Genomic DNA, 22,851 nt, shown 5'->3' on the forward strand with positions numbered 1-22,851 from the left:
AGCAGGTGGATATAGGCGTGACGCAAGTGCAGTTTGAAGAGGGATGGCAGGGCATTCTGGCTCCTGAAATGGATAAACCCTACTTTCAGAAACTCCAGGCCTTTCTGGATGCTGAGGAAGCGGAAGGAAAGACCATTTATCCTCCCACAGCTGACTGCTACGCTGCCTTTAATGCAGCTGCTCTGAGTGATGTGCGTGTCGTCATTCTTGGGCAAGATCCCTACCACGGGGAAGGGCAGGCACATGGACTTTCCTTCTCAGTTCGCAAAGGCGTGAAACTGCCGCCGTCGCTTCGCAATATCTACAAGGAGTTGGAGAGCGACCTTGGTTTAGCACCAGCAGCTCATGGGTGTTTAACGCATTGGGCGGAGCAGGGTGTTTTGTTGCTCAATACGTCTTTGAGTGTGGAGGAAGCCAAGGCCGGGTCTCATGCCAAGAAGGGGTGGGCGCCGTTTACAGATGCTGCGATCAAGGGCTTGTCCGAAGCACGAGAGCATCTGGTGTTTATCCTGTGGGGCGCGCATGCACAGAAGAAGCTGGATCTGATTGATGAGAGTAAGCATCTGGTTTTGATGAGTGCCCATCCATCGCCGTTGTCGGCACGGCGCGGTTTTATCGGGTCGGCTCCATTTTCCAAAACCAATACCTATCTGAAAGAACATGGTATTGCAGAGATTGACTGGAAGATCTCTTAGGGCATTACCGGAGTTTTGCCAGTGTCCGGTTACATTTAAGGGTTGTGTAACCAAATTCCTACTAGTTTAGATAATATTTTAGATATCACGGATGTGCCGTGTTTCGGCGCTCCGCATTGGGGGATTGGTAGTATGGATTTACAGTTTCTGGGCCATTCTGCTTTTAAGGTTTACATTCCCGGGGCAACGCTTCTGATTGACCCGTTCTTGTCTGGCAATCCGAGCTTTCCGGCAGAGATGAGTGTGGAGCAGGTGAGTGAAGGTGTTGATCATGTTCTGCTGACCCACGGCCACGACGATCATGTGGGCGATACCATCGATATTTTGAAAGCGACTGGTGCAACGCTTACGGCGAACTGGGAAATCTGTATGTGGGCGCAGGACAAAGGTATTGAGAAGATCAATCCTATGAACCATGGCGGCTGCGTGAACATGGGGGCGTTTGGTGTGGCGCTGACCAATGCGGTGCACAGTTCAGCCTGTTCGTTTGATAGTGAAGGCAGCGTTGCGGACGTGTATCTGGGTAACCCAGCTGGCGTTGTGGTGATGGCTGAGGATGAGCCAACACTGTTACATATGGGTGATACGGATATCTTCTCTGATATGGAGCTGATCAATGAGATTTATCGGCCTCAGATTGGGATTGTGCCGATCGGGGATCGGTTCACCATGGGCGCTCGCACCGCATCAATGGCGTGTCAAAGGTTCTTTGAGTTCCAGACCATCATTCCGTGTCACTACGGTACCTTCCCGATTTTGGACCAAAGCGCTGATCAGTTTACCGAATGCATGGAGGATGATGCATTTCGGGTGGCAAAGCTGAAGCCAGGGGAGACGGTGACAGTCAATAATAGTGTTGCAACTTCATAGCCGGATCGATTTTTGTAACTGAAACAAGAAAAGGCCTCAGCATGAACTGAGGCCTTTTAAGTTTGAAAGGGACACATTCCGCGTTTTTTTGCTTTCACCGCGGGAGCTACGCTTAGTTGGGGCACGCGTAGCTTGAGTGGTCTTCAAGGGAGCTTGGGTGGGGTTCGCTTAAAGGTCTGCTTCTGGCGTGTGTATGATTGTTGGCCAGTTTTCATTTGCCCGGGCGATGGAAGCGTTCGGGTCTTTCAGGAAGTGACGCTGGGCTCCTGCATGGGCATTCAGGTAAAGTTTGCCGTCAACGATCTTCCATTGTTCTGGCTGGATCGGAATTTTTACTCCGAAGCTCACACCAGTTGCACACCAACCGCCATACTGAGGCGCGTACTTGGTTGGATCCTTTTTGAACTTGTCGAGATTTTCAGCGGAAGAGAACAGCCACGTCACATCCTGATACTGCGTGGAATACTCTTTTTTGCCTGGAACTGGCTTGCCTTGTGTGAAGTAAGCGACTGGATCAGTTCCTTTGATTGCGTAGCCTTCTTCAACGAAGTTGGTTACGTCATCGGCCATTGCCGTCATCGGAACAGTTACAAGTGCTGACAGTGCTAGTCCAACTGCAAGAACTGAAGATTTGATCGGCATGGGCAACTCCTTCGGACTGATCTTTGAAGCCAAGTCTGGCTTGTTTCGTTTACCAGTTGATTATGGGGAACCACTGGTTTTTATCTATGTTCTGAAAACACTATGCGTGAATACCTATCTGAAGGCCAATAACGCTTCATCACCGTTTTGAGAACTGGTTGTGAGGGGACGGTTTACTCGCTGCAAAGTGCATTTGAAGATGTGCAACTCGTTGTAGATGCAGCGTTAGTTTCGTTTATGTGTGCTTTGAGCTAATGGGGCCATAAACGAAAGAAAGCCGCAGAGATCTGCGGCTTTCTCTAGGGCTCAATGCATATGCCACCATGAGATTTGGGGAGATGTCGGAATAGGCGCTAGGCATCGCCTATTGCAGCATATGCACTGAAGGAAACTTAGAGTTTGTCTGCTGGTACGTCGCGGATCTCAACCCAGTTTGTGTCTGCGTTGGTGATCGTTTCGATTGTGCGGGACTGCATGCGCTTTACTGCACCATCGTGGGCATTGAGGTAGAGCTTGCCGTCGACGATGTCCCAAAGCTCAGGCTTGGTTTCCAGCTTGCTGCCGAAGGATGCACCAACTGCACACCAGCCACCGTACTGCGGAGCGAACTTTGCTGGTTCTGCAACGAACTTGTCACGGTTTTCAGCGCTGGAGAATTTCCAAGTTACGCCGTCGTACTGAGCGGTAAATTCAGCTTTACCCTGAACAGGCTTGTTTTGTGTGAAGTATGCAACAGGATCGGTACCACCAATCGCATAACCACCAGAGGTGTAGGTCGAGATTTCATCAGCGAAAGCGCCGAATGTGCTTGCGGACAGGGCAGCACCTGCAATGGCTGCTGCAACAGCGATAGATTTGATTTTCATTATATTACCCTCAATGAAACAATGAACTTCGCCAGACAAACAAAGCCAGGTCAGGAAGAATGCTTTGTTTGTTCGACAACCTCGGCCCGCGGAAATTGCCCGTTCTTGCGAGGCCCAATCTTCTTGCCCCAAGAGGGTGTACAAGTGCCAATCAAGTGTCTTCACCAAGAGGAGAGCGGCTTTGATTTTTTATGATCGGCTTGTAATGCTCTGAATTAACTCGGTAATTTCCCGTAGTGCCGGTTTTCTCCTACGAACGAGGCTGGTGAAAAACACAAAACCGAGAAGTTGGTCGATGCTTGTCTCCATGGTTGCAGTGGTATTCCAGTAAACGAAAACCTGTCTGAAGTGCGTGCGCTGTTCGCCTTCAATGAGGGAAAGTTCCTCCACTAACGAAGGCTCTGAGAGCAGGGCGAGCCAAGCAGTGCCTAACGGAGTGTCGTGCAGGGCGTTGAGGATGCCTGAGGTGGCGTCCTGCAAGTCATTATGAAAAGAAGACATGCCGGGGTAGATGGGGGGAACCTGGCGGAACCCGTAGCGCAGGGCTTCGAGAGCCAGACCTGCTTTGTTTGGCCAGCGGCGATACAGCGCTTGTTTGGACGTGCCTGCTGTCTGCGCTATTTGCTGGGTTGAGGTGCCGTGATAGCCATCCGTTGCCAGCGCTTTGAGCGTTGTGGTCAGGATCAGACGGGTGAGTTCGTTGTTTTGTGGGCGGCCTCTTGGTGTGGTCGGCTCAGGCATCAGGAAAACCTCTCCGCATACTCAGAGGGTGTGATGCCAAAGTTTCGCTGGAAGGCACGGCGTAGATTTTGGATATGCCCGAAACCGGACAAGTGAGCTGCCTGTTTGATGGAGCTGCGTTTGAGAAGGGCTGTTCTGGCAAGATCCAACCGAAGACGCTCTACGAACTGAGCTGGGGTTGCGCCAATATCTTCTTTCAGGCGGCGGTGCAGGGTGCGCGTGGAGACACCAGCTGATTTTGCCATGTTCTCGATGGTCCAGTCTGCTTCCGGCTCTGACAAAATGATCTCCGAGAGTTTGGCGATGTTGGATTGACCGGCGGCTTGCAGGGAAAGGGCGGAGGAGAACTGGGCTTGTCCCCCATTGCGGCGCAGGTAGACGACCAGCTCCTGCGCGGTCTTCAGTGAGATTGCTGCCCCCAAATCTTGCTCGATGAGGTGCAAGGTCAGATCGATGCCTGCTGTGACACCTGCGGACGTGTAGATATTGCCTGAATTGACGAAGAGCTGGTTGAGCTGCCAGTTCACATCGGGAAAATCTGTTTGAGCGGTGGAAGCGCGGCTCCAATGGGTGCTGGCTTGCTTGCCATCTAAAATGCCAGCGTCGGCCAGAATAAGTGCGCCGGAGCAGATGGAGATGATGCGCTCTCCGTTTGCCCTTGCTGCAGCTTTTTGAAGAAGCGAGCGAAGGGTACTGCTGCCCAGCTCTTTATCGACACGCCCTCCAGGGATTAGAAGATCAGCGGCTGGGTTCCAGTCGGATATCTTGCCATCAACGGCGATTTTGATCCCTGGCTGGGTTTCTACCGGCTGACCATCAACAGAGAGAATTCTGAGCTTATACTTGGGATGATAACTGTCTGCCGTCCAGAAAGCCTGCATCGGGCCTGCCAGATCCAGAAGGTTGATCCCGTGATACACGAATGCATCTATATGACGGTAATGCTCGAGTTGTGTGTTTGGCATGATTTGAAGCTTGAATGTCCTAACTGCCAGTTGTTGTAGGGGGTAATCTCAAGGAGGTCAAAGTTTCTTCGAGGAATTATAATGGAATTTTCAAAGGTAGCGGAGCCGGGGACTGCCTATAGGGCGCGCAATTTTCCGCTCATTTTGATTGCAACAGCAATCCTCTCTATGAAGATGCCTATTCTGATTGCGATCAGTGCTCTGGCAGGGTCTTATCTGGCGCCCCATCCCACCATGGCAACTGTGCCGCTTGCCTTGCAGATGTTTGGTAACTTTCTGTTTGCTACACCAATCTCGCTGTTTATGGGGCGGTATGGGCGTCGGAACGGGATCTTGCTGGGTGTAGTCCTGAGCATTATCGGTTCGTTGCTCTGCGTTTATGCGCTTTATTCCAATCAGTTTGTCGTGTTGCTTGTTGGACATGTTCTTTTAGGCATTGCTACGGCGGCCTACACCTTTATGCGGTTTGCTGCGTCTGATAGCGCCAGCGAAAAGTGGAAGTCCATGGCGATCTCGCTAAGCATGTCTATGGGGTTGCTCTCTGCGCTGCTTGGCCCAAGCCTTGTTGGTGTGGTGAAAGATTTCGGCGGAGTCATTCCGTTTGTGGGCAGTTATCTGGCGTTGGCAGGTGTTGCTGTTGTGGGCGCATTGCCTGTGCTTGGTTTGAGCCTGCCACCTGCTTTGAAGAAAGATCAGACTACCAAAGGGTTTGTTGCGTCCTTGAAGGTGCTGCGCCGACCTACGGTCTGGAGCGCAACGGCTTGTGCCGGGCTTTCCTTTGGCTTCATGACTATGCAGATGTCTCCGACACCGCTTGCGATGGACTATTGTGGGTTCTCTGTCGGTCAATCCAGCGATGTAATCCGCTGGCATTTGGTTGCCATGTTTGGTCCGAGCTTTGTTACTGGCTTTATCATCCGCCGGATTGGCACGACCTCGGTTATGGTGCTGGGTTTGTTGATGCTTGCTGGGGCTGGTGTGATTGGTGCGCTGAGTGTTGAGATTTGGGCCTTCTATGTGGCTTTGATCCTGCTGGGTGTTGGCTGGAACTTTGGTTTTATCGGCGCGACGTCTCGCTTGGTTGAGGTTGTTGCACCTGAAGATGCGCCGCTTGCCCAAGGAGCCAATGATTCAGTCGTGGCGTTGGTTTCGGCAATCTGTGCGCTTTCAACGGGCATTTTGTTTAGCACTGTTGGTTGGGCAGGGCTTTCACTCTCGGCACTTCCCCTATTGCTGGGTCTGGCGTTGTGGTTGGTGGTGTCGGGTGTTCGTAGCAGATCTCTGGAATATGCTTCTTAGTAATCGGTACTGAGTGGTTCCGTAATGTTGAGAATATGAGGGATGAACAGCAGGGCAGTGATTGTTCTGCTGTTTTTTTGTGTTTATAGCTCTTTGCCATGAATTCGAGGCGGGCAGTCTTTTGCCCCCGTAATTTCGGAGTGAAACATGTCGGTTGATCTAAACACCGTAAAACGTGTTGCCGGTCTGGCGCGCATCAAGGTTGATGACGCGCAGGCGGAGAAAATGACTGGTGAGCTGAACACGATCCTTGGTTTTGTTGAGCAGCTGGATGAGGTGAATGTTGACGGCGTTGAGCCAATGACCTCTGTGGTTGAAACCACCATGAAGAAGCGCGCTGACGGCCAGAGCGATGGCGGTTATGCGGACAAGATTGTTTCCAACGCGCCAGTGCATGAAGACAACTTCTTCACCGTGCCTAAAGTTGTTGAATAAGCGTCCGATTTCACAAGGATAATGACTGTGACTGATCTTACCAAACTGACGATCGCAGAGGCGCGCGACAAGCTTGCTGCCCGCGATTTTACTGCAACTGAACTGACTGAGAGCTACCTCGGTGCCATCGAGTCCGGTAATGAGGCGCTGAACGCTTATATTGCTGTGACGGGCGATATTGCACGTGAGCAGGCCAAAGCGTCTGACGCAAAAATCGCTGCTGGCGAAGCGCGCCCGCTGGAAGGTATTCCTCTCGGCATCAAAGACCTTTACGCGACGAAGGGTGTTCACACTCAGGCGTGTTCTCACATCCTCGATGGCTTTAAGCCAGAGTATGAATCCACTGTCACACAGAACCTGTTTGATGATGGTGCTGTGATGCTGGGTAAGTTGAACATGGATGAGTTCGCGATGGGCTCTTCCAACGAGACTTCCTTTTATGGTGACGTTGTGAACCCTTGGCGCCGCAATGGCACTGAGACTGCACTGGTTCCTGGTGGGTCTTCCGGTGGTTCCGCTTCTGCCGTTGCTGCTCATCTTTGTGCTGCGGCGACAGCGTCTGATACCGGTGGTTCCATCCGCCAGCCTGCAGCGCTGACCGGTACTGTTGGCATCAAACCAACATATGGCCGTTGTTCTCGTTGGGGTATGGTTGCGTTTGCGTCTTCATTGGATCAGGCTGGCCCGATTGGCCGTACAGTGCGTGACAACGCGATCCTGCTGAAGTCCATGGCTTCTGTTGATGCGAAAGACACCACTTCTGTTGATGCGCCTGTGCCGAACTATGAAGATTTCATCGGCAAGTCCATCAAGGGCATGAAGATCGGTATTCCTAAAGAGTACCACATGGACGGTATTCCAGAGGAGATTGAAGCACTCTGGCAGCAAGGTATTGCATGGCTGAAGGAAGCTGGCGCTGAGATTGTCGAGATTTCTCTGCCGCACACCAAATACGCTTTGCCTGCTTATTACATTGTGGCACCAGCGGAAGCATCTTCCAACCTGGCGCGTTATGATGGTGTTCGTTACGGTCTGCGTGTGCCGGGCAACGACATTGTAGAGATGTATGAGAACACTCGCGCAGCTGGCTTCGGTGACGAAGTGAAGCGCCGCGTGATGATCGGCACCTACGTTCTGTCTGCAGGTTATTACGATGCGTACTACCTGAAAGCGCAGAAGGTTCGTACCCTGATCAAGCAGGACTTTGACAATGCATGGGCTGACGGTGTGGATGCAATCCTGACACCGACCACTCCTGATGCTGCCTTTGCGCCGGGCGAGATCACTGATCCAGTGACCATGTACATGAATGACGTGTTTACTGTGACAGCCAACATGGCTGGCGTTCCGGGCATGTCCATCCCAGCTGGACTCAACAAAGACGGCCTGCCACTGGGCCTGCAGCTGATCGGCAAGCCATTCGATGAAGGCACTCTGTTCCAGGTTGGTGAAGTTATCGAACAGGCCGCTGGCCGCTTTGAGCCTTCCGCCAACTGGTGGAGCAAGTAAGCCTCAGCGCTTGCTGCTAAAAATGACGAAGGCCTCGGAGAGATCCGGGGCCTTTTTAATATTGTTAGAGCGATAGTTTTCGATGCTAATTTAGTGACGCGGTCTGATAAAGACACTCACTTTTAATCCGTCTTTTACACCTGATAGGTCGCTCTCTAACCCTGTTGGATTTGTAATCAATTCTTCAGGGTCATAAACAAAGCAAATGAGGTGATTGCAATCGTGGTGAGCTTTGTATCTAGCGATGTCAATCAGTAGCTCCTCTCCGATTTTTTTATCTTTCAATGTGTCTCTTGTCTTTTTAACTTCAATGACGATCTTTTCGTCCTTGAGAAGAAAATCCATTCTTGCGGAGCCACCTGCATAACTGGGAGTCCATTCTTCATTTCTAATGTCTTTGTAAAAAAGCTTTAGGAGCGCGTGTAACGCATCTTGCACATCATATTCGTCATTGATTTTGATTGTTGCGCGATTGTTGTGCCGACGCCTTAATTGACGAGCGAATTTGTGGAAGCCGTCGATCAGCATCTCAATTGGATCTTGTGAAGCTTGGATAGGTATTGCAGTTGAGCTTTGAGGTTCGATATCTTCCCAAAACTCCACAATTTCATCAACGAATGCCGCCAAGGTGTTAATGGCTTGGCTCAACCCATCATTCCTCGCCTCCGCCCAAATAGATGAGGGGGAGCTAGTTGTTATCACCATTGGAGAGTAACTAATGCTCTCGAACCGCCTTATATGACTATCGGAACTAGGAAACACGTTCTTAATGAGCACCTTGGTCGTATGTTGCCATGCTTCAAATTTATCATCTTGATATGACTTGGTTAGTTTACGAGCGGTGTCTATTTTTTCATTTAGTTTTGTGATTGCGGGCTGCTTGTTCATTCTGGTGCCTTGCAAGAGTTTGCTTGCATTGCAACCTATAGGTGTATTGAGTTAATTGCAATTTCCGGCCTCACAATCATCAGCCAAACAATCCCAAGTATTGCAATGAAAGCGGGGAAGCCGAAGGCGAACCAGATGCGGTAGAGGGTGTGGTAGCGGGGTGGTAATGGCGTGCATGTTTGGGCGGCTGATGCGGCGAGGTTTCTGAGTTGGATTTGTATCCAGACCACTGGGAGCCAGAATGCGCCAATAAGCATGTAAAGTGCGAGTGAGAGCACGATCCATCCTTCGGTCAGAGACCAACCGACTTCTCTTGCCAGCAGATATCCGGTGATTGGCTGAATGATCACCGCAGTGGCTGTGAAAAGGGTGTCTGCAATGACAACTGTTCCGGCAGTGTGAGCGATTGCAGCTGCATCTAAGGTTCTGGAAGCGATCACCATGAAAAAAGCTATGCCTGCGCCTGTTCCGATGAGGACGCAGGCGCCGATGATGTGCAGGAACTTGAGGGACTCGTAGGTCATCTTTCCTCCAGCAGCAGAAAGGGAAAGAGGGCAAGGATCATGGCGGGGATTGTTTTGACATATGGGCCAAGCGGATCTGCCCAGAGATCCGTCGCCCACAACGTGCCGGCACCTAAGTAGCCAAGTGTCACCGCGATTATGCCAAGGCAAGCGAGGCGGGTGTGTCTTCTAAAGAGGATGAGGCTGCCAAGTGTGACGTCGGCGATGCTGCCTGCAAACACAAAGAGTAAGCTGAGTGTTTGATCCATGCCGCGCTCGGTCAGAACTCTCAGTGCATCGCTAAACTGGATTGCTCCGATGATGCCAGAGGCAAGCCAGAAGAGAGAAAGGCAGGCGATGGTGAGGGGCAACAGAAGATAAAGTCTGGCAAACCAACGCTCCTGCGTTGAGCTTGGCAGATACCTCAGTGTTTCATCCAGTGATTTGCAAGGTAACCCACCTGCCTTTTGCCATGTGGACGTATCCGCGGTGATGCCGTTTTGCAGGGTTTCGATGGATGTGGAGCGCAGGGGAGAGCGCCATCCAAACGCACCAAGAGCATCCGCCAGTTTGCTTGTTGCTGTTAGAAGCCAGCTTGGTGTTGTGACGGCATAGCGCCATTGCGGGAAGCCTTGCCATGCTCTTATTGCTTTTGTGAGTTGCCAGAGGGATTGAGGTGTTTCTTCTGCGAGGTCTGCCGTTGTCCCTATCGGTATTTTGCCAAGCGCGCAGTGTGTGACTGCTTGTGCCAGGTCGTCTAATGCAATGGTTTGAATTTGGCTTTTGGGGAAAACCTTAAAGCCGATGAGTGGCATCGCGCTGGCTGCTCGTAGAAGTGCTGTTCCGCCATAGGCTTGTGGCCCAATAACAAGGGCAGGGCGCAGAATAATTGCGTGCTCAAGCTGTTGCTTAATGATTGCATCGCCTTTTGCTTTGGTGCGGAAGAAGTTGGTGGTTGCATCAAGCGCGACGCCTGCAGCTGAGATTTGGATGAACAGCTTATCTGTGTTGGTCAATGCCTCGCACATATGTTCGACGGCTTGCACATGGATTGCTTCCAGATTGTCTTTGGCAGAGTCTTTCAGGGCGCCGGATGCGTTTATGACAACATCTGCTGCTTCAAAGATTTTGCTCCAATCCTCAGTGGTTGCTGTGGCGATATCCAGAAAGCGCCACTGTAATTCAGGAAAGCATTGCCGGGCAGCTGATTGGGAACGCCCAACCCCCGTGACATGAAATCCTGAGTGTTGGAGATGTTTGACGCAGGCTGCGCCGATGAAGCCATAAGCGCCGAGGACAATTGCTGATTTGCGGTTACTCATAAATTGAACTTTAAAAACAAAGACCAGACTCACTTTAATGCCTCAATCTAACACGAGGGCGTTCAGTTGAATGTATCTTATTTGTCAACTTAGTTGACAAGTAAGTCGTGCAGTGGTTTTGTGCGGGAATGGAAGAGCGGGACGTGCAGAGAGATTCTAAACTGGCGGATCCGCTTTTTGAGGGGATACAGATCGCACAGCCTTTGGCGCAGTACGGTCTATTCCTGAAGGGCTTTTGCAGTGCCTGAGTGCTGATGAGGTGCAGGTGCACCTGAAAGTGCCGCGGGCGGTGCTTGGTTGTTTTTCCTCACTGACACAGTCGTAACTTGGAGGCATTGATGAGTATGTGGAGTGTTGTTGGTCTTGTGGTTCTGGTGCTTCTGATTGGTGCTGGATACACCGCGCAGCGTTTGATGCGGTTGCAGGGGCCAACGCAGGGAGACGTGATTGATAAGGCAAGCCGCGGTCAGTCTGCGTTGCTGGTGCTGGATGTGCAGGAGGACTTTACAAAGGATACCAAGGCACGACAGTGGCCTGCTGCCTTTGTGGAAGAGCGGATTGCGCGGATTAACGCGTTGGCTGCAGAGGCGCAGGCGCGCGGGGAGCCCGTGATTACTACACGGTTGATCTATGACGGAGGCTATACGAACTTCCTGATTGGATTGCTTGGCGAAGGGCTTGGGACAAAGGGCTCTGACGGGCTTGAGTTGGATAAGCGGCTCGGGTTTCAGCCGGACATGGATCTTGTGAAGAGTGTGGGGGATGCATTTGCCAGCGACGAGCTGGAGGCTTTCCTGAAGACACACGGTGTTGGGCGGCTTAGGATTGCCGGGCTTGATGGATGTTACTGTGTGAAGAGTACGGCGCTTGGTGCGCTTGGGCGTGGATATGCGGTGGAGCTGGCAGAGGATGCTGTGCTTTCCATTGATCCGAAAGGCTGGACGGACTGTCGGGCAGAGTTGGTGAGCAGGGGCGTGCAGCTGGTGAAATCGGCAGAGCTGGCTGTGGCTCAGTAGGTTCTGATCTCACCTGCATTGTGCCGGTTGCACATTATCAACATGCACCCTACATGGGCATGGGAAAAGTCTGCGTCTGACGCAGGCTTTTTGCTTGTGTATCTGCGCGATACATCTGGCTGTGGATCAAATTGAATGAGCTGAACCCTGGTATATTAAGCTGCCTACTAGATGTTGGGTGTTTTGCCGTTTCAAGACATACTGCCTCAAAATCTACACATTTGCCTTGGGGATTAATGCGGGAAAGGCTGTGGGTATATTGTTTAGATTGCTGCGTAATGTGCTATGGGTCTGTCTCCCAACAATAAAAGAGCAAACAGGAATAGCATGGCAGACGTTGAGTGCATCGTAATCGGTGCAGGAGTTGTGGGCTTGAGCGCGGCTTATGAACTGGCGCGCAGGGGACGTGAAGTTATTGTGCTTGAACAGCACGAAATCATCGGCTCCGAAATCAGTGCTCGTAATTCCGAAGTTGTCCATGCCGGAATTTACTACGCAAAAGATTCATTGAAATCAAAAGCTTGCGTGCAAGGTAAGGAGATGCTGTATTCCTTTTGTGAGGAATTTAGCGTGCCGTACAAGCGCGTTGGTAAGCTGATTGTAGCGACTGATGAAAGCCAGGTTGCCATGCTGGATGGCATCCGCGCACGTGCTGCTGCCAATGGTGTTGATGATCTTTTGATGCTCAATGAAGCACAGGCGCGGGGCTTTGAACCGCATCTGGCGTGTAAGGGCGCTCTGTTTTCTCCTTCCACAGGCATTGTGGATAGTCATGCGTATATGATGGCGCTGCAAGGTGGATTAGAGGCGCATGGCGGGCTTGTTGTTGTTGGGACAGAAGTCACCGAGATTGAAACCGGCATGCGCCCAAGTGAGTTGATGGGCGCTGACATTCTGGTGGAAGAGGATCTGGAAGCGGCTGATCATCACTTTGATGATGACGAGCATGAAGAGTTTGCTGCCAAGAACTTCAAAGGCGACGGCTTTACCGTTGTCATGAAGGATGGCTACGCGATCACTTGTCATGAGCTTGTGATTGCTGCGGGTCTTCATTCCAATAAGATGCTCTCCAAGCTGGCCGGGCACATGTCATGTAAAGTGCCGAAGCTTTACTATGCGAAAGGCAACTATTTCAGCCTTGCCGGAGATGCCCCGTTCTCGCATTTGATTTATCCTGTGCCAGAGCCGGGTGGGCTTGGTGTTCACCTCACGCTGGATATGGGCAATCAGGCACGCTTTGGTCCTGATGTGGAGTGGATCGACGAGATCGACTACGAAGTGAATGAAGCGCACGGCGAACGGTTTTATTCGCAGATCCGTAAATATTATCCCGATCTGGCCGATGGCAGCTTGCAAGCGGACTATTCTGGTATTCGTCCTAAGCTGGTTCCCGCGGGTGCTGAAGCGGCCGATTTTGCAATTTGGGGTGAGGAAACGCACGGCATTCCGGGGCTGTTGACTTATATGGGTATTGAAAGCCCGGGCCTGACCAGCTCTCTTGCGCTGGGCTCCATGGGCGCTGATCGTTTGATCGGCGCGTAACCTATTCCTTATAATCCTCTCGATAATGCTAGGGAAATGTAGGGTTTCCCTGCCTAAGCTGCTCTTTTCGTCTGGAAGAGCAGGTGCGCTTATGAAGCTGAACCGTCGAGACTTTGTGAAAACCAGCGCAAGCGGCGGGCTTGCCGCAGGTGCAGCTACATTCATTTCCGGCAGTGCTGGCGCACAGCAATCTCAACCTGTTTTGCCTCCTGCTTCTGTCCCACAGGAAACTGCTTGCGCACAATCACTCCTTGGTGCAGGTGTTGCTAAGCCGGATTTTACGCTGGATGTGGATGAGAAACCTTACTCTCAGTATGGTGTCGATCTCAAAGGCATGCTTGTTGGTGGCACATGGCCAGGTACTCCTATCCGATATACGGAAGGGGAAATGTTCCGGGTGCTCATCAATAACCGGATGAAACAGCCCACCTGCATTCACTGGCATGGAATCCTTTTGCCGTCTTTACAGGACGGTGTCCCCGAAATTGCGCAGTTGCCCATTGAAGCGGGAACCTCTCAGTATTACGAGTTTCCGCTGGTTCAACAGGGGAGCTATTATTACCACTCCCATCTTGGATTGCAGGAGCAGTATGGTCTTCTGGGAGCTCTCATTATTGATCCTAAAGACAATCCATACTCCTATGATCATGATGAAGTGCTGATGTTTAGCGACATTCCACCAGCCGAAGGTGGAGAGATCATCAAAGGCTTACGAAGTGGCAGGCATCGGCCCGAGATCAAAGATGCTTATGAGCCTCCCAATTCCAAAGACTTTGATATTGATGTTGTGAATGCTGGTTACACCTTGAATGGGCAGCCCAACTCCAAACCGTGGACGTTGACGGTCAAAAAAGGAGCGCGTTTGCGGCTGCGGTTGATCAACTCGTCCGGCAGCACTTTCTTCAGAATTTCCATTGATGGACTGAAGTTCTCAGTCATTGAAGTTGATGGCAACCGTATGCAGCCTGTTGAAGGGCAGAACGTGATTGTCCCGACATCAGCCCGCTATGATGTGCTGGTGGATGTGCCGGACAGTGGTAGTTACACAATCCATGCTGCCGCGCTTGGTGATAGTAAGCAATGTCTTGGGGTTATTCATACTGATGATGTGAAGGCCAGTGTGAATGACAAGCGGCCTTCCTTTGACGGGGTGACGGTTGACTTCAGAAGCCTGAAGTCGCTTGAGGCATCAGGGTTTGGCCGAAAAGTGGATCGTGTTTATGATGTGCTGCTTTCCGGAGATATGAAGGCCTATGAGTGGATGATGAACAATCACTACTGGCCTGAGCCCTATGCGGGGCCTGATCCGCAAAAGACGTATCTGGATGTGAAACAGGGTGAGGTGGTTCAGTTGCGGATGATCAATCGGTCTCCCATGTCTCATCCCATGCACCTTCACGGCCATACATTCCGCGTACTTGGTGGCCCTGATGACGACTATGCGCCAGTGATGGATACGGTTTGGGTGCCTAAGAAGCAGACGGTGACCATCGAATTTCTGGCCAACAACCCCGGCATGTGGGCCTATCACTGTCACAATATCTGGCACTTGGCTGTCGGGATGATGCAGCCCGTGCGCTACGTTGTTGGTGAGCGTGAGATGCTGCGGTAGCTCCGTAATTTCTGTTGGGGGGGCTGCTCTTGATGTGTTTACGCTGTTGCCGGATTTAGCTGCGTAGAAAGGGGGCTGCTGCGTCTTCCTTTTGCCCGAAGTTTCGGGGAAAGGAAGAATAAATGAAAATTGGAAAGTTTATAGTTGTCTGTGCGCTGGCGTTGAGTGTTGGTCTGCCGAGTGCTCAGGCTGACGTTTATTGGGCAGATGAGCCTGATACCCTTGTAGGTAATAGAACTTTGGACTCACGCTCAAGTTTTACAGGGCCAACTGTTCGGCAGGTGCTGAGTGAATCATCTGATCGCGATATCCAGCGTGCTTACCAGAATCCGGCAGGGACTGATGGTCTGTACTTGCTCCTGCGTGATGAGAGTGGTGTTTGGCATCGTGGCGGACGCCCTCCGGCTACCCATGTGACTGTCGAATTATGGGATCGAGGGCGATATCAAACGACCTGTCATGTCTATTCATATAGCGAGGACCGGGATCGAAGGTTCTTTTACACGACCTGTAACTAATGCTCGTGCTAATTGACCTCGCAGAACGCTGCTGCGAGGTCTCGTGATGCTGTGCGTTTTTTCCCAGTATTGAGTAAATGTGAGATTTGAGCATCAGATGATTTAGTTTGGCGAGATTTCCATGTTGAGCCAATGCAAAAACTCTTTGATTTCAGGTTCGTTGCGTTTGCAGTAGGACCATTTCAAATGCTTCTGTGCAGTTATAAAGCCAGCTTGTTTTAAAATATCCAGATGCCTGCTGGCAGTGGGTTGGGCAACGCCAAGCGCCTCTGCAATCAAAGTCATGCAAACTCCAAACTCAGAAGGATCAGCTGATTGCTGATGGCTGAAGTGTTTTTGTGGGTCTCTCAGAAGGCGCAGGACCATTAAACGAGGCTCACTGGAGATGGCTTTAATTTGTATTGCTCTATCCATGTAAATATTCATATAGTCATTTAGCTAAATGTCAATGTGAGTCGTGCTATGCTGGAACTTCCAAACACCTCGGTCATTAACGGAAACGCTGTTCGCTGGGGGGCAATGGGGGATGGACCGCCACTGGTTGCCATCCACGGCACACCTTTTTCTTCGCAGGTCTGGCGCAGGATTGTGCCGCATTTCTTCGATCACAGGAGGGTCTATTACTTTGATCTGGTGGGTTACGGTTACTCTGAAAAACGCGAAGGGCAGGATGTTTCCCTTGGGGTTCAAAATGAGGTGCTGGCTGCGTTGTTTCAGGAATGGGAGTTAGATCGACCTGATGTTTTGGCTCATGATTTTGGAGGCGCGACAGCTCTGCGGGCTTATTATCTGAATGGTCTGCGTTACGGTTCTTTGACGATATTTGATGCGGTTGCTTTGGCTCCATGGGGATCGCCGTTGGTGCAGCATGTGCACGAACATGCTGAGGCCTTTGCTGGGATGCCGGAGTATATGCATAAAGCGATGTTACGGGCTTATTTGCAGACGGCTGCTCATAACGAGCTGTTGGAGGAGGCTTTGGAGATTTATGCCGCTCCGTGGATTGGACCCGTTGGGCAACCAGCATTTTATCGTCAGATTGCGCAGATGGACCAGAAATATACTGATGAGGTTCAGCGGCTTTATGGGGCGCTGGATTGCCCGGTCTCGGTACTTTGGGGGGCGTGTGATGAGTGGATCCCCTATGAGAAAGGAGAGGTTTTGGCTGGTCTGATTTCCGGGGAAGATTGTATTCCAGTTCCTCAAGCAGGTCATTTGGTTCAGGAAGATTGCCCCGAGGCTATTGTAGCTGCGGTTTTGAAGCAGATTTTGGGTAGATGACACCCAAGCTTTGCTTGATTGAAAACCACCCTGCAGCATGGTGCTGCAGGGTGGTGTTGGTCAGCGATTGTCGAGCTGGCTGCGGACGCGGGTCAGGCCCAGTTTGGTGATGCGATAGGGGCGACCCCCTTTTGAGGAGATCAGGCGTCTGTACTTCAGTTTTCTGAAGATGTGCTCGGAAAGACCGGCATAATACCAGCCGTCTCGGGTGACGCAGTTCATTTCTTCCAGAGTGCCATCATCGTCACGGCGCAATTCAATGCAGCCGCCTTGTGCCAGCACATGCAAAATGCGCTGTTCAGCTTTCGAAATATCCATGGATGTCTTTGAGTTTTAAAGATGCACTTGTCTCGTCTGCCCGCTCATGCGGTCAGTGAGATTGTTTGGATTGTGCATGCCCTGTCTATCTTCGACAGGGCTTTACCGGGACTCTTGTCGAGCTCGCATCAAAACTCCATTGATTGATGGCTGCCTTATAGGCAACCCATCTGAGTGTCGCAAGCGTGTCATTTCTTGCTGGACTGCGAAAACAAGCAGGTGTTGCAGATTTGCTGGAAGTGTTGGACGTCTCTCCCTATTATTCTCTGCAACGTACTTTTCGGGGATGTGCTCCAAGTCTGTTTCGCAGTCACTCCAATAATGTGCTAGGGGAACTACGTAGCGCTGTGCAGGTGCTTTCCTAATTGATCTGAATGAGACTTTAATGACCGACGATATCTCTGTAATCCTGCTGTGGCCGGGGCTTTTGAATCCGTTTGCCATATTGATCGCCGCCTATATGGGCTACTACGCCAATCAGCGGGGGAAGATCTTCATTGCAGGATTTGCTGCCGCTGCGCTCAGCCTGTTTCTTGAGGGGCTTATCAAGCTTGTCGGGATACCTTTGCCGTGGAACCCTGAAGTGGGGCCGCTGGCGTTGTTCCCGTTCCGCTTTGCGACGGGGCTGATTGTAAGTGCTATTGCTATGAAAATCGGGGCAAGTCGTCGCCGCGCAAAGTGAGTGCTGAGGGATTGTTGTTCAGCGTGGGTCAAGCTCCAGATGCTTCTGCGCGACTTTCTACAAGCTTCTCCCCGAAATTTAGGCACTCTGGTTCAAAAACCCCCGAAGATTCACTTGCCATTGCGGGGTTGATGGCCTACCCAACACCATTGAGAAATTAGGTGGTCTTCGTGGCTGTGCATCGCGTGGCCGGACTTCCGTGAAGACTTATACGAACACAGGATATTGATCGCATGACGCTGCTTGTCGATACGCGCACTCCGGATCCGAAGAAATTCATCAAGGGCGCAACTGGCGACTGGGAAATCGTAATCGGCATGGAGGTTCACGCTCAGGTGACCTCTGAAGCCAAGCTATTCTCGGGCGCTTCTACCAGCTTTGGCAGCGATCCGAATAATAATGTGAGCTTGGTTGATGCGGCGATGCCGGGCATGCTGCCAGTGATCAACGAAGAATGTGTTCGTCAGGCTATTAAGACCGGTTTGGGTCTGAAGGCCGAGATCAACCTGAAGTCCGTTTTTGACCGCAAAAACTACTTCTACCCTGATCTGCCGCAGGGCTATCAGATCTCCCAGTTTAAACAGCCGATCGTTGGTGAAGGTATCATTCACCTTGATATGAAGAGCGGCGAGCAGGTTGAAGTGGGCGTTGAGCGTCTGCATCTTGAGCAGGATGCGGGTAAATCCCTGCATGACCAGCACCCGACCATGTCATTTGTTGACCTGAACCGTTCCGGCGTGGCGCTGATGGAAATCGTTTCCAAGCCAGACATTCGCTGTGCTGATGAAGCCAAAGCTTACCTGACCAAGCTGCGCACCATTTTGCGCTACCTGGGCACCTGTGACGGCAACATGGACCAGGGTTCCATGCGTGCGGACGTGAACGTTTCTGTTCGCAAGCCGGGTGGTGAGTTTGGTACGCGCTGTGAGATCAAGAACGTCAACTCCATCCGTTTTGTTGGTCAGGCGATTGAATATGAAGCGCGTCGTCAGATCGGCATCTTGGAAGATGGCGGCGAGATCGATCAGGAAACACGCCTGTTTGACAGCGTGAAGGGTGAGACCCGTTCCATGCGTTCTAAAGAAGAAGCGCATGATTACCGTTACTTCCCGGATCCAGATCTGCTGCCGCTTGAGTTCACTCAGGCGCTGGTTGATGAGATGGCTGCGGATCTTCCGGAACTGCCGGATGAGAAGAAGGCGCGTTATATTAAAGACTTCGGTCTGACCCCGTATGACGCTGACATTCTTGTCGCTGAGCGTGTCTCCTGTGACTTCTTTGAGGAAGTTGCCAAGGGCCGTGATGCAAAGCTGGCTGCGAACTGGGTGATTAACGACACCTTTGGCCGCTTGAATAAAGAAGGTCTGGATGTGACCTCCAGCCCGATCTCTTCTGAGCAGCTGGGCAAGATCATCGACCTGATCAAAGCAGGCACCATTTCTGGTAAGATCGCGAAAGACCTCTTCGAGATTGTCTGGACTGAGGGTGGTGATCCAGCTCAGATCGTAGAAGATCGTGGCATGAAGCAGGTGACTGACCTTGGTGCGATTGAAGGCATCGTGGACGAGATCCTCGCAAACAACACCGACAAAGCAGAGCAGGCGAAAGAAAAGCCGGGCATGCTTGGCTGGTTCGTTGGTCAGGTGATGAAAGCCTCCAAGGGTAAAGCAAACCCACAGGCAGTCTCTGACATGCTGAAAGCGAAGATCGGTCTGGAATAAGACGCTCTAGCAGCTTTATAGAATTCGAAGGCCCGCCAGTTTGGTGGGCCTTTTTTCTTGGTGAGGCTACAGCGTATCTCCGAAAAGTGGAAACTGGTTTTCGGATAAAGATACGCAAAAACAAAGACTAAAGCAGTTCAGGTGTTTCAACTTAAATGCGAACTGCTTTAGGTCACCTCAATCCACTCTCCTGATTTGTGAGAGCGGCGGGCGGCATCGACAACTTTTGCAACTTCGAGGCCGTCTTTGAATACTGGCCAATCCGTGGTTCCTGTCGCAATGGCCTCCAGAAAGTCACGAGCCTCGATGATTAGCTGATCCTGATAGCCGGTTCCGTGACCGGGACCGAGGCAGAAGGCTGCATAATCCGGATGGTGAGGATTGGTGAGGATCTTTCTGAAGCCGGATTGCTCTGGTTCATCCTCTATTTTGTAAAGCCAGAGGGCGTTCTGGTCTTCCTGATCAAACCGCAGGGCGCCTTTGGTGCCGGTGATCTCATAGATAATGCCCATCTTCTTGCCCAGTGCGACACGGCTGAAGAGGAGGTGACCCGTCGCTCCGTTTTCAAAAGTGCACATAAACTGAGCCACATCATCATTGGTGACTTGCTCGACGATGTTTGGCGCGCATTCTGACGGGCGTGTTTTGAAAACGGTCTCAATCTGTGCACTGACTTTCCTGATTGGGCCAACCAGAACATGGGCGCAGTTGATCATGTGAGGGGCGAGGTCTCCCATGGTGCCGTTGGAGTCTCCGCTGGAGCGCCATGTGGCAGGGGCATTGGGGTTTGCGAAAAAATCCTCGGTATGTTCTCCGCGAAAGAAAGTGATGTCTCCGATTACACCTTCTTTGATGAGCTGATGGGCAAGTTGTGTTGCGGGGGTGCGGATGTAGTTGAAGCCCACCAGATTGACTTGCTCTGAGGCTTGCGCTGCCTGTGCCATTTCGGTTGCGTCTGCAAGGCTTGCGCCCAATGGCTTTTCGCAGAGCACGGGCTTTCCCAGTTTGAAAGCTTCCAGAGCGATTTCTCTATGAGTGGCTTGTGGGCTGGCAATGACTATGGCTTCAACCCGCGGATCGTTGACCAATGTGCTCCAGTCACTGGTGGATCTGGCAAAGCCGAATTGTTCGGCCTTCTCCTGAGCGCCGTTTTCTGTGGTGGTGCAGATCATCTCAAGTCGGGCACGGAGTTTGGTGTTGAACACTGCGGGGGCTGCGTTGAGTGCGACGGCGTGCAGTTTTCCCATATACCCTGCACCGATCAGGCTAATGCCAATTTCCATAGGGCGTCCTTTTATAGATAAGGGAGGGTATGTCGGGGGGGCTTAAAAACTAATCAGGGAAACCGATAAGAATTGGAAATGTTCGGTTGCTTGATCCCTTCAAAGGGACTAGGGAGAGGCATCGACCCCAAGAAAAGTTGACTGGATATCATCTCATTTTGAGTGCGCGTCCCCAGCTGGGTTCAGATTGGTTCTGCGGGTGCGTGTAAAGAAGTTGACGAACAGAGGCGATTGCTTTTGGTGGGTTTGGGGTTAGAGCGTGGTGAAAACGTGTCTCTTGAATGAGTGACCCCTAATATCTCAGTAATTCTAATGGCTTATAGATGTTTCACAGGGTTAATTTTCGCTGTGAATCATCATCGCTCTGCCTAGCCACGACCATATCTCCGCCTTATTACGCTACGATAAACTTCAGGTGATCGGGCGTTATGGAGACTTGTCTGGTCTGGGGTCTAAGCTCTGCTAGAACTTATAGTTGCGCAGTGTATGCGAACACTGCACTTTGTTGTATTTGAAACCTTGGGGGCGTCTCGTTGCTTAATCAACGAAGTAGTTTTCTTTCCAATATCGCTGTATTAGGCGTCATTTGCTCCAGTGTTGGACTTGGGGCTTTTGCTTCTTCTTCAGTGGCTGCTGCAAGCGAAAGCTCTCAATCTCAGGTGCCATTCACCTTTGGTGCACTCGTGGCAAAGATGAAGGCACAGGCGCAAGACGCCTATGTTGAACCAACCAGCGAACTGCCGGAAGCACTGGCGGCCTTGAAGTACGATGGCTATCGGAAAATTGGCTATAAACGTGACCGTAGCAAGTGGAAGGACACCGAGAACTTTCGGGTTCATGCCTTTCATCCGGGCTGGTTGTTTAAAAATCCTCTGAAAATTCATGAGGTAAGCGAGGGCGCTGCTCAACCATTCGTGTTTGAGGCTGCTGACTTTGACTATCAGGATGCGGAGCTGACCGCATCGCTGAGCGATGTTTCTTTTCCCGGTGTTGCCGGATTCCGCTTGCTAAATCCACTCAATGTGGAAGGGCGGATGGATGAATTGGTGGCGTTTCTGGGCGCCAGCTATTTCCGTGCTTTGGGCGCGGGCAATGTTTATGGCTTGTCCGCACGTGCGCTTGCCATTGATACAGCCAGCGGTAAGCCGGAGGAGTTTCCGAACTTCACTGCGTTTTATCTTGGCAAGCCAGTAGATGGCTCTGACAAGGTGACGGTTTGGGCTGAGCTTGATAGCCCAAGTGTGACCGGAGCCTATCAGTTTGTTTTTAAGCCAGGCCAGCAAACAGAAGTTGATGTGACTGCACATCTGTTCTTCCGCAGTGATGTGGAGCGGCTTGGTATTGCACCACTGACTTCCATGTATCTTTACGGTGAGAATGACCGTGTCGGGTTTGATGATTTCAGACCAGAAGTGCATGACAGTGATGGGCTGAAGCTGCGCTTTGCCAATGGCAAGACCGCGTGGCGGCCACTTTCCAACCCGGATAATCTGCAGCTTTCCTTTATTGGTGCCAGAAGTCCAGTTGGGTTTGGCCTGATGCAGCGTGACAAAGATTTTGAGAATTATCAGGACCTTGAAGCTCGCTACGACAAGCGTCCAAGCCTTTGGATTGAGCCTCTTGGTGATTGGGGTTCTGGTGCTGTTATGCTGGCAGAAATTCCAACAGATCAGGAAATCAACGACAATGTTGTTGCCTTCTGGTCTCCGAATGAAGCGGTGAAAGCGGGTGACGAACTCTCATTCCACTACAAGATGTATTGGGGTGATGAGGTTGGCCGTAGTGAGCAGATGCTGATGCCTGTGGTCCAGACCCGTTCTGGCAAAGCCGGACATTCGGCTTCTGAAGAAAGCTCGCTGACCCGTAAGTTTGTGGTGGACTTTGATGCTGAGTTGTTTGCTGAGAGCGGATTGGATGGGGAGCAGCTTGTACGCGCAAAACCATTTATTGAAAACGCTGCTTTAAACGGCACAGTAAACTTTGCTGATGTTCGCTACATTGAAGAGCTGGGTGTTTATCGTGTGTTTCTGGATGTTTCCCGCGATGACCTTGAAGTCCCGGTTGAGTTGCGCCTTCAGCTGACTGATGGCGAAAAAGCAGTTTCCGAAGAATGGCTTTACCAGTGGGGGTGGAGCTCATGAGG

The 22,851-nt window shown here is 51.4% G+C and carries 23 protein-coding genes; 13 read left to right on the forward strand and 10 right to left on the reverse strand.

Features of this window, described 5'->3' with window-relative positions; genetic code table 11:
* Window positions 1–11: 11 nt before the first annotated feature.
* Window positions 12–695, forward strand: coding sequence for a uracil-DNA glycosylase (ung, locus tag DHN43_RS09370; RefSeq protein WP_208995155.1), 684 nt, complete (start codon window positions 12–14; stop codon window positions 693–695).
* Between the two features lie 132 nt (window positions 696–827).
* Window positions 828–1,565, forward strand: a complete 738-nt coding sequence (locus DHN43_RS09375; protein WP_108818395.1) for a metal-dependent hydrolase — start codon at window positions 828–830, stop codon at window positions 1,563–1,565.
* Window positions 1,566–1,733: 168 nt separating this feature from the next.
* Here the strand turns inward: DHN43_RS09375 and DHN43_RS09380 are convergent, their stop codons facing one another.
* The 4 genes from DHN43_RS09380 to DHN43_RS09395 all read right to left on the reverse strand — a co-directional run bounded on the left by DHN43_RS09380 (window position 1,734) and on the right by DHN43_RS09395 (window position 4,779).
* Entirely contained in the window at window positions 1,734–2,207 is a 474-nt protein-coding gene (locus DHN43_RS09380; RefSeq protein ID WP_057463358.1) for a YHS domain-containing (seleno)protein, read from the reverse strand.
* Window positions 2,208–2,599: 392 nt separating this feature from the next.
* Window positions 2,600–3,073 carry a YHS domain-containing (seleno)protein gene (locus DHN43_RS09385; protein WP_057463357.1) on the reverse strand — a complete coding sequence of 158 codons (474 nt, stop codon included), beginning with the start codon at window positions 3,071–3,073 and terminating at the stop codon, window positions 2,600–2,602.
* Window positions 3,074–3,262: 189 nt separating this feature from the next.
* Window positions 3,263–3,814 (reverse strand): TetR/AcrR family transcriptional regulator, encoded by a 552-nt coding sequence (locus tag DHN43_RS09390; RefSeq protein WP_063291708.1) that lies wholly within the window; start codon window positions 3,812–3,814, stop codon window positions 3,263–3,265.
* On the reverse strand, window positions 3,814–4,779 hold the full coding sequence (locus tag DHN43_RS09395) for a GlxA family transcriptional regulator (protein WP_108818396.1): 966 nt from the start codon (window positions 4,777–4,779) through the stop codon (window positions 3,814–3,816). The genes DHN43_RS09390 and DHN43_RS09395 overlap by 1 nt, the downstream gene beginning before the upstream one ends.
* 81 nt (window positions 4,780–4,860) lie before the next feature.
* Here DHN43_RS09395 and DHN43_RS09400 point away from each other — a divergent pair, with 81 nt between their 5' ends.
* The 3 genes from DHN43_RS09400 to gatA all read left to right on the forward strand — a co-directional run bounded on the left by DHN43_RS09400 (window position 4,861) and on the right by gatA (window position 8,022).
* Window positions 4,861–6,078 carry an MFS transporter gene (locus DHN43_RS09400; RefSeq protein WP_108818397.1) on the forward strand — a complete coding sequence of 406 codons (1,218 nt, stop codon included), beginning with the start codon at window positions 4,861–4,863 and terminating at the stop codon, window positions 6,076–6,078.
* Between the two features lie 147 nt (window positions 6,079–6,225).
* Complete coding sequence (gene gatC / locus DHN43_RS09405) at window positions 6,226–6,513, forward strand: Asp-tRNA(Asn)/Glu-tRNA(Gln) amidotransferase subunit GatC (protein ID WP_057463353.1); 288 nt, start codon at window positions 6,226–6,228, stop codon at window positions 6,511–6,513.
* Window positions 6,514–6,540: 27 nt separating this feature from the next.
* Window positions 6,541–8,022 (forward strand): Asp-tRNA(Asn)/Glu-tRNA(Gln) amidotransferase subunit GatA, encoded by a 1,482-nt coding sequence (gatA, locus tag DHN43_RS09410; RefSeq protein ID WP_108818462.1) that lies wholly within the window; start codon window positions 6,541–6,543, stop codon window positions 8,020–8,022.
* A gap of 90 nt (window positions 8,023–8,112) precedes the next feature.
* Here gatA and DHN43_RS09415 read toward each other — a convergent pair whose 3' ends face one another.
* From DHN43_RS09415 to DHN43_RS09425, 3 genes are read right to left on the reverse strand one after another with little or no spacing between them, the layout of a single operon-like run.
* The gene (locus DHN43_RS09415) at window positions 8,113–8,910 is read right to left on the reverse strand and encodes a hypothetical protein (protein ID WP_199914792.1); all 798 of its coding nucleotides are present in this window, start codon (window positions 8,908–8,910) and stop codon (window positions 8,113–8,115) included.
* 35 nt (window positions 8,911–8,945) lie between these two features.
* Window positions 8,946–9,434, reverse strand: coding sequence for a DUF2269 family protein (locus tag DHN43_RS09420; RefSeq protein WP_108818398.1), 489 nt, complete (start codon window positions 9,432–9,434; stop codon window positions 8,946–8,948).
* Window positions 9,431–10,735, reverse strand: coding sequence for an SDR family oxidoreductase (locus tag DHN43_RS09425; protein ID WP_108818464.1), 1,305 nt, complete (start codon window positions 10,733–10,735; stop codon window positions 9,431–9,433). Before DHN43_RS09425 ends, DHN43_RS09420 begins: the two co-directional genes overlap by 4 nt.
* A gap of 338 nt (window positions 10,736–11,073) precedes the next feature.
* On the opposite strand from DHN43_RS09425, the gene DHN43_RS09430 reads away from it, so the two are divergent.
* From DHN43_RS09430 to DHN43_RS27040, 4 genes are all read left to right on the forward strand, one after another.
* Complete coding sequence (locus DHN43_RS09430) at window positions 11,074–11,751, forward strand: cysteine hydrolase family protein (RefSeq protein ID WP_108818399.1); 678 nt, start codon at window positions 11,074–11,076, stop codon at window positions 11,749–11,751.
* Window positions 11,752–12,078: 327 nt separating this feature from the next.
* On the forward strand, window positions 12,079–13,293 hold the full coding sequence (locus DHN43_RS09435) for an NAD(P)/FAD-dependent oxidoreductase (RefSeq protein ID WP_057463346.1): 1,215 nt from the start codon (window positions 12,079–12,081) through the stop codon (window positions 13,291–13,293).
* Window positions 13,294–13,384: 91 nt separating this feature from the next.
* Window positions 13,385–14,905 (forward strand): multicopper oxidase family protein, encoded by a 1,521-nt coding sequence (locus tag DHN43_RS09440; protein WP_108818400.1) that lies wholly within the window; start codon window positions 13,385–13,387, stop codon window positions 14,903–14,905.
* Window positions 14,906–15,027: 122 nt separating this feature from the next.
* Window positions 15,028–15,423: a hypothetical protein gene (locus DHN43_RS27040; protein ID WP_159096810.1), complete on the forward strand. Its 396-nt coding sequence runs from the start codon at window positions 15,028–15,030 to the stop codon at window positions 15,421–15,423.
* Window positions 15,424–15,525: 102 nt separating this feature from the next.
* Here DHN43_RS27040 and DHN43_RS27625 read toward each other — a convergent pair whose 3' ends face one another.
* On the reverse strand, window positions 15,526–15,708 hold the full coding sequence (locus tag DHN43_RS27625) for an ArsR/SmtB family transcription factor (protein WP_342585919.1): 183 nt from the start codon (window positions 15,706–15,708) through the stop codon (window positions 15,526–15,528).
* A 177-nt stretch (window positions 15,709–15,885) separates the two neighbouring features.
* Here DHN43_RS27625 and DHN43_RS09450 point away from each other — a divergent pair, with 177 nt between their 5' ends.
* The gene (locus DHN43_RS09450) at window positions 15,886–16,704 is read left to right on the forward strand and encodes an alpha/beta fold hydrolase (protein ID WP_108818401.1); all 819 of its coding nucleotides are present in this window, start codon (window positions 15,886–15,888) and stop codon (window positions 16,702–16,704) included.
* A gap of 60 nt (window positions 16,705–16,764) precedes the next feature.
* On the opposite strand, the gene DHN43_RS09455 is transcribed toward DHN43_RS09450, so the two are convergent.
* Window positions 16,765–17,022 (reverse strand): YjhX family toxin, encoded by a 258-nt coding sequence (locus tag DHN43_RS09455; protein WP_054667435.1) that lies wholly within the window; start codon window positions 17,020–17,022, stop codon window positions 16,765–16,767.
* 385 nt (window positions 17,023–17,407) lie between these two features.
* On the opposite strand from DHN43_RS09455, the gene DHN43_RS09460 reads away from it, so the two are divergent.
* Complete coding sequence (locus DHN43_RS09460; protein ID WP_057463341.1) at window positions 17,408–17,704, forward strand: hypothetical protein; 297 nt, start codon at window positions 17,408–17,410, stop codon at window positions 17,702–17,704.
* A gap of 233 nt (window positions 17,705–17,937) precedes the next feature.
* Window positions 17,938–19,425 carry an Asp-tRNA(Asn)/Glu-tRNA(Gln) amidotransferase subunit GatB gene (gene gatB / locus DHN43_RS09465; RefSeq protein WP_063300673.1) on the forward strand — a complete coding sequence of 496 codons (1,488 nt, stop codon included), beginning with the start codon at window positions 17,938–17,940 and terminating at the stop codon, window positions 19,423–19,425.
* A 167-nt stretch (window positions 19,426–19,592) separates the two neighbouring features.
* Here the strand turns inward: gatB and DHN43_RS09470 are convergent, their stop codons facing one another.
* Entirely contained in the window at window positions 19,593–20,708 is a 1,116-nt protein-coding gene (locus DHN43_RS09470; protein ID WP_108818402.1) for a Gfo/Idh/MocA family protein, read from the reverse strand.
* 533 nt (window positions 20,709–21,241) lie between these two features.
* Here DHN43_RS09470 and DHN43_RS09475 point away from each other — a divergent pair.
* Entirely contained in the window at window positions 21,242–22,849 is a 1,608-nt protein-coding gene (locus tag DHN43_RS09475) for a glucan biosynthesis protein (RefSeq protein ID WP_108818403.1), read from the forward strand.
* Window positions 22,850–22,851 lie beyond the last annotated feature (2 nt).

The organism is Pseudovibrio sp. Alg231-02 (genome assembly GCF_900143565.1).
GTDB lineage: Bacteria > Pseudomonadota > Alphaproteobacteria > Rhizobiales > Stappiaceae > Pseudovibrio.

Excerpts from the sequence above, each read along its gene's own strand:
- DHN43_RS27625 (WP_342585919.1), bottom strand. The coding sequence starts at position 15,708 with ATGACTTTGATTGCAGAGGCGCTTGGCGTTGCCCAACCCACTGCCAGC.
- gatB (WP_063300673.1), top strand. The coding sequence starts at position 17,938 with ATGACGCTGCTTGTCGATACGCGCACTCCGGATCCGAAGAAATTCATC.
- DHN43_RS09435 (WP_057463346.1), top strand. The coding sequence starts at position 12,079 with ATGGCAGACGTTGAGTGCATCGTAATCGGTGCAGGAGTTGTGGGCTTG.
- DHN43_RS09390 (WP_063291708.1), bottom strand. The coding sequence starts at position 3,814 with ATGCCTGAGCCGACCACACCAAGAGGCCGCCCACAAAACAACGAACTC.
- DHN43_RS09395 (WP_108818396.1), bottom strand. The coding sequence starts at position 4,779 with ATGCCAAACACACAACTCGAGCATTACCGTCATATAGATGCATTCGTG.
- gatC (WP_057463353.1), top strand. The coding sequence starts at position 6,226 with ATGTCGGTTGATCTAAACACCGTAAAACGTGTTGCCGGTCTGGCGCGC.
- DHN43_RS09430 (WP_108818399.1), top strand. The coding sequence starts at position 11,074 with ATGAGTATGTGGAGTGTTGTTGGTCTTGTGGTTCTGGTGCTTCTGATT.
- DHN43_RS09440 (WP_108818400.1), top strand. The coding sequence starts at position 13,385 with ATGAAGCTGAACCGTCGAGACTTTGTGAAAACCAGCGCAAGCGGCGGG.
- DHN43_RS09425 (WP_108818464.1), bottom strand. The coding sequence starts at position 10,735 with ATGAGTAACCGCAAATCAGCAATTGTCCTCGGCGCTTATGGCTTCATC.
- DHN43_RS09470 (WP_108818402.1), bottom strand. The coding sequence starts at position 20,708 with ATGGAAATTGGCATTAGCCTGATCGGTGCAGGGTATATGGGAAAACTG.
- DHN43_RS09415 (WP_199914792.1), bottom strand. The coding sequence starts at position 8,910 with ATGAACAAGCAGCCCGCAATCACAAAACTAAATGAAAAAATAGACACC.
- DHN43_RS09460 (WP_057463341.1), top strand. The coding sequence starts at position 17,408 with ATGACCGACGATATCTCTGTAATCCTGCTGTGGCCGGGGCTTTTGAAT.
- DHN43_RS09380 (WP_057463358.1), bottom strand. The coding sequence starts at position 2,207 with ATGCCGATCAAATCTTCAGTTCTTGCAGTTGGACTAGCACTGTCAGCA.
- DHN43_RS09385 (WP_057463357.1), bottom strand. The coding sequence starts at position 3,073 with ATGAAAATCAAATCTATCGCTGTTGCAGCAGCCATTGCAGGTGCTGCC.
- DHN43_RS27040 (WP_159096810.1), top strand. The coding sequence starts at position 15,028 with ATGAAAATTGGAAAGTTTATAGTTGTCTGTGCGCTGGCGTTGAGTGTT.
- DHN43_RS09450 (WP_108818401.1), top strand. The coding sequence starts at position 15,886 with ATGCTGGAACTTCCAAACACCTCGGTCATTAACGGAAACGCTGTTCGC.
- DHN43_RS09455 (WP_054667435.1), bottom strand. The coding sequence starts at position 17,022 with ATGGATATTTCGAAAGCTGAACAGCGCATTTTGCATGTGCTGGCACAA.
- DHN43_RS09400 (WP_108818397.1), top strand. The coding sequence starts at position 4,861 with ATGGAATTTTCAAAGGTAGCGGAGCCGGGGACTGCCTATAGGGCGCGC.
- DHN43_RS09375 (WP_108818395.1), top strand. The coding sequence starts at position 828 with ATGGATTTACAGTTTCTGGGCCATTCTGCTTTTAAGGTTTACATTCCC.
- DHN43_RS09420 (WP_108818398.1), bottom strand. The coding sequence starts at position 9,434 with ATGACCTACGAGTCCCTCAAGTTCCTGCACATCATCGGCGCCTGCGTC.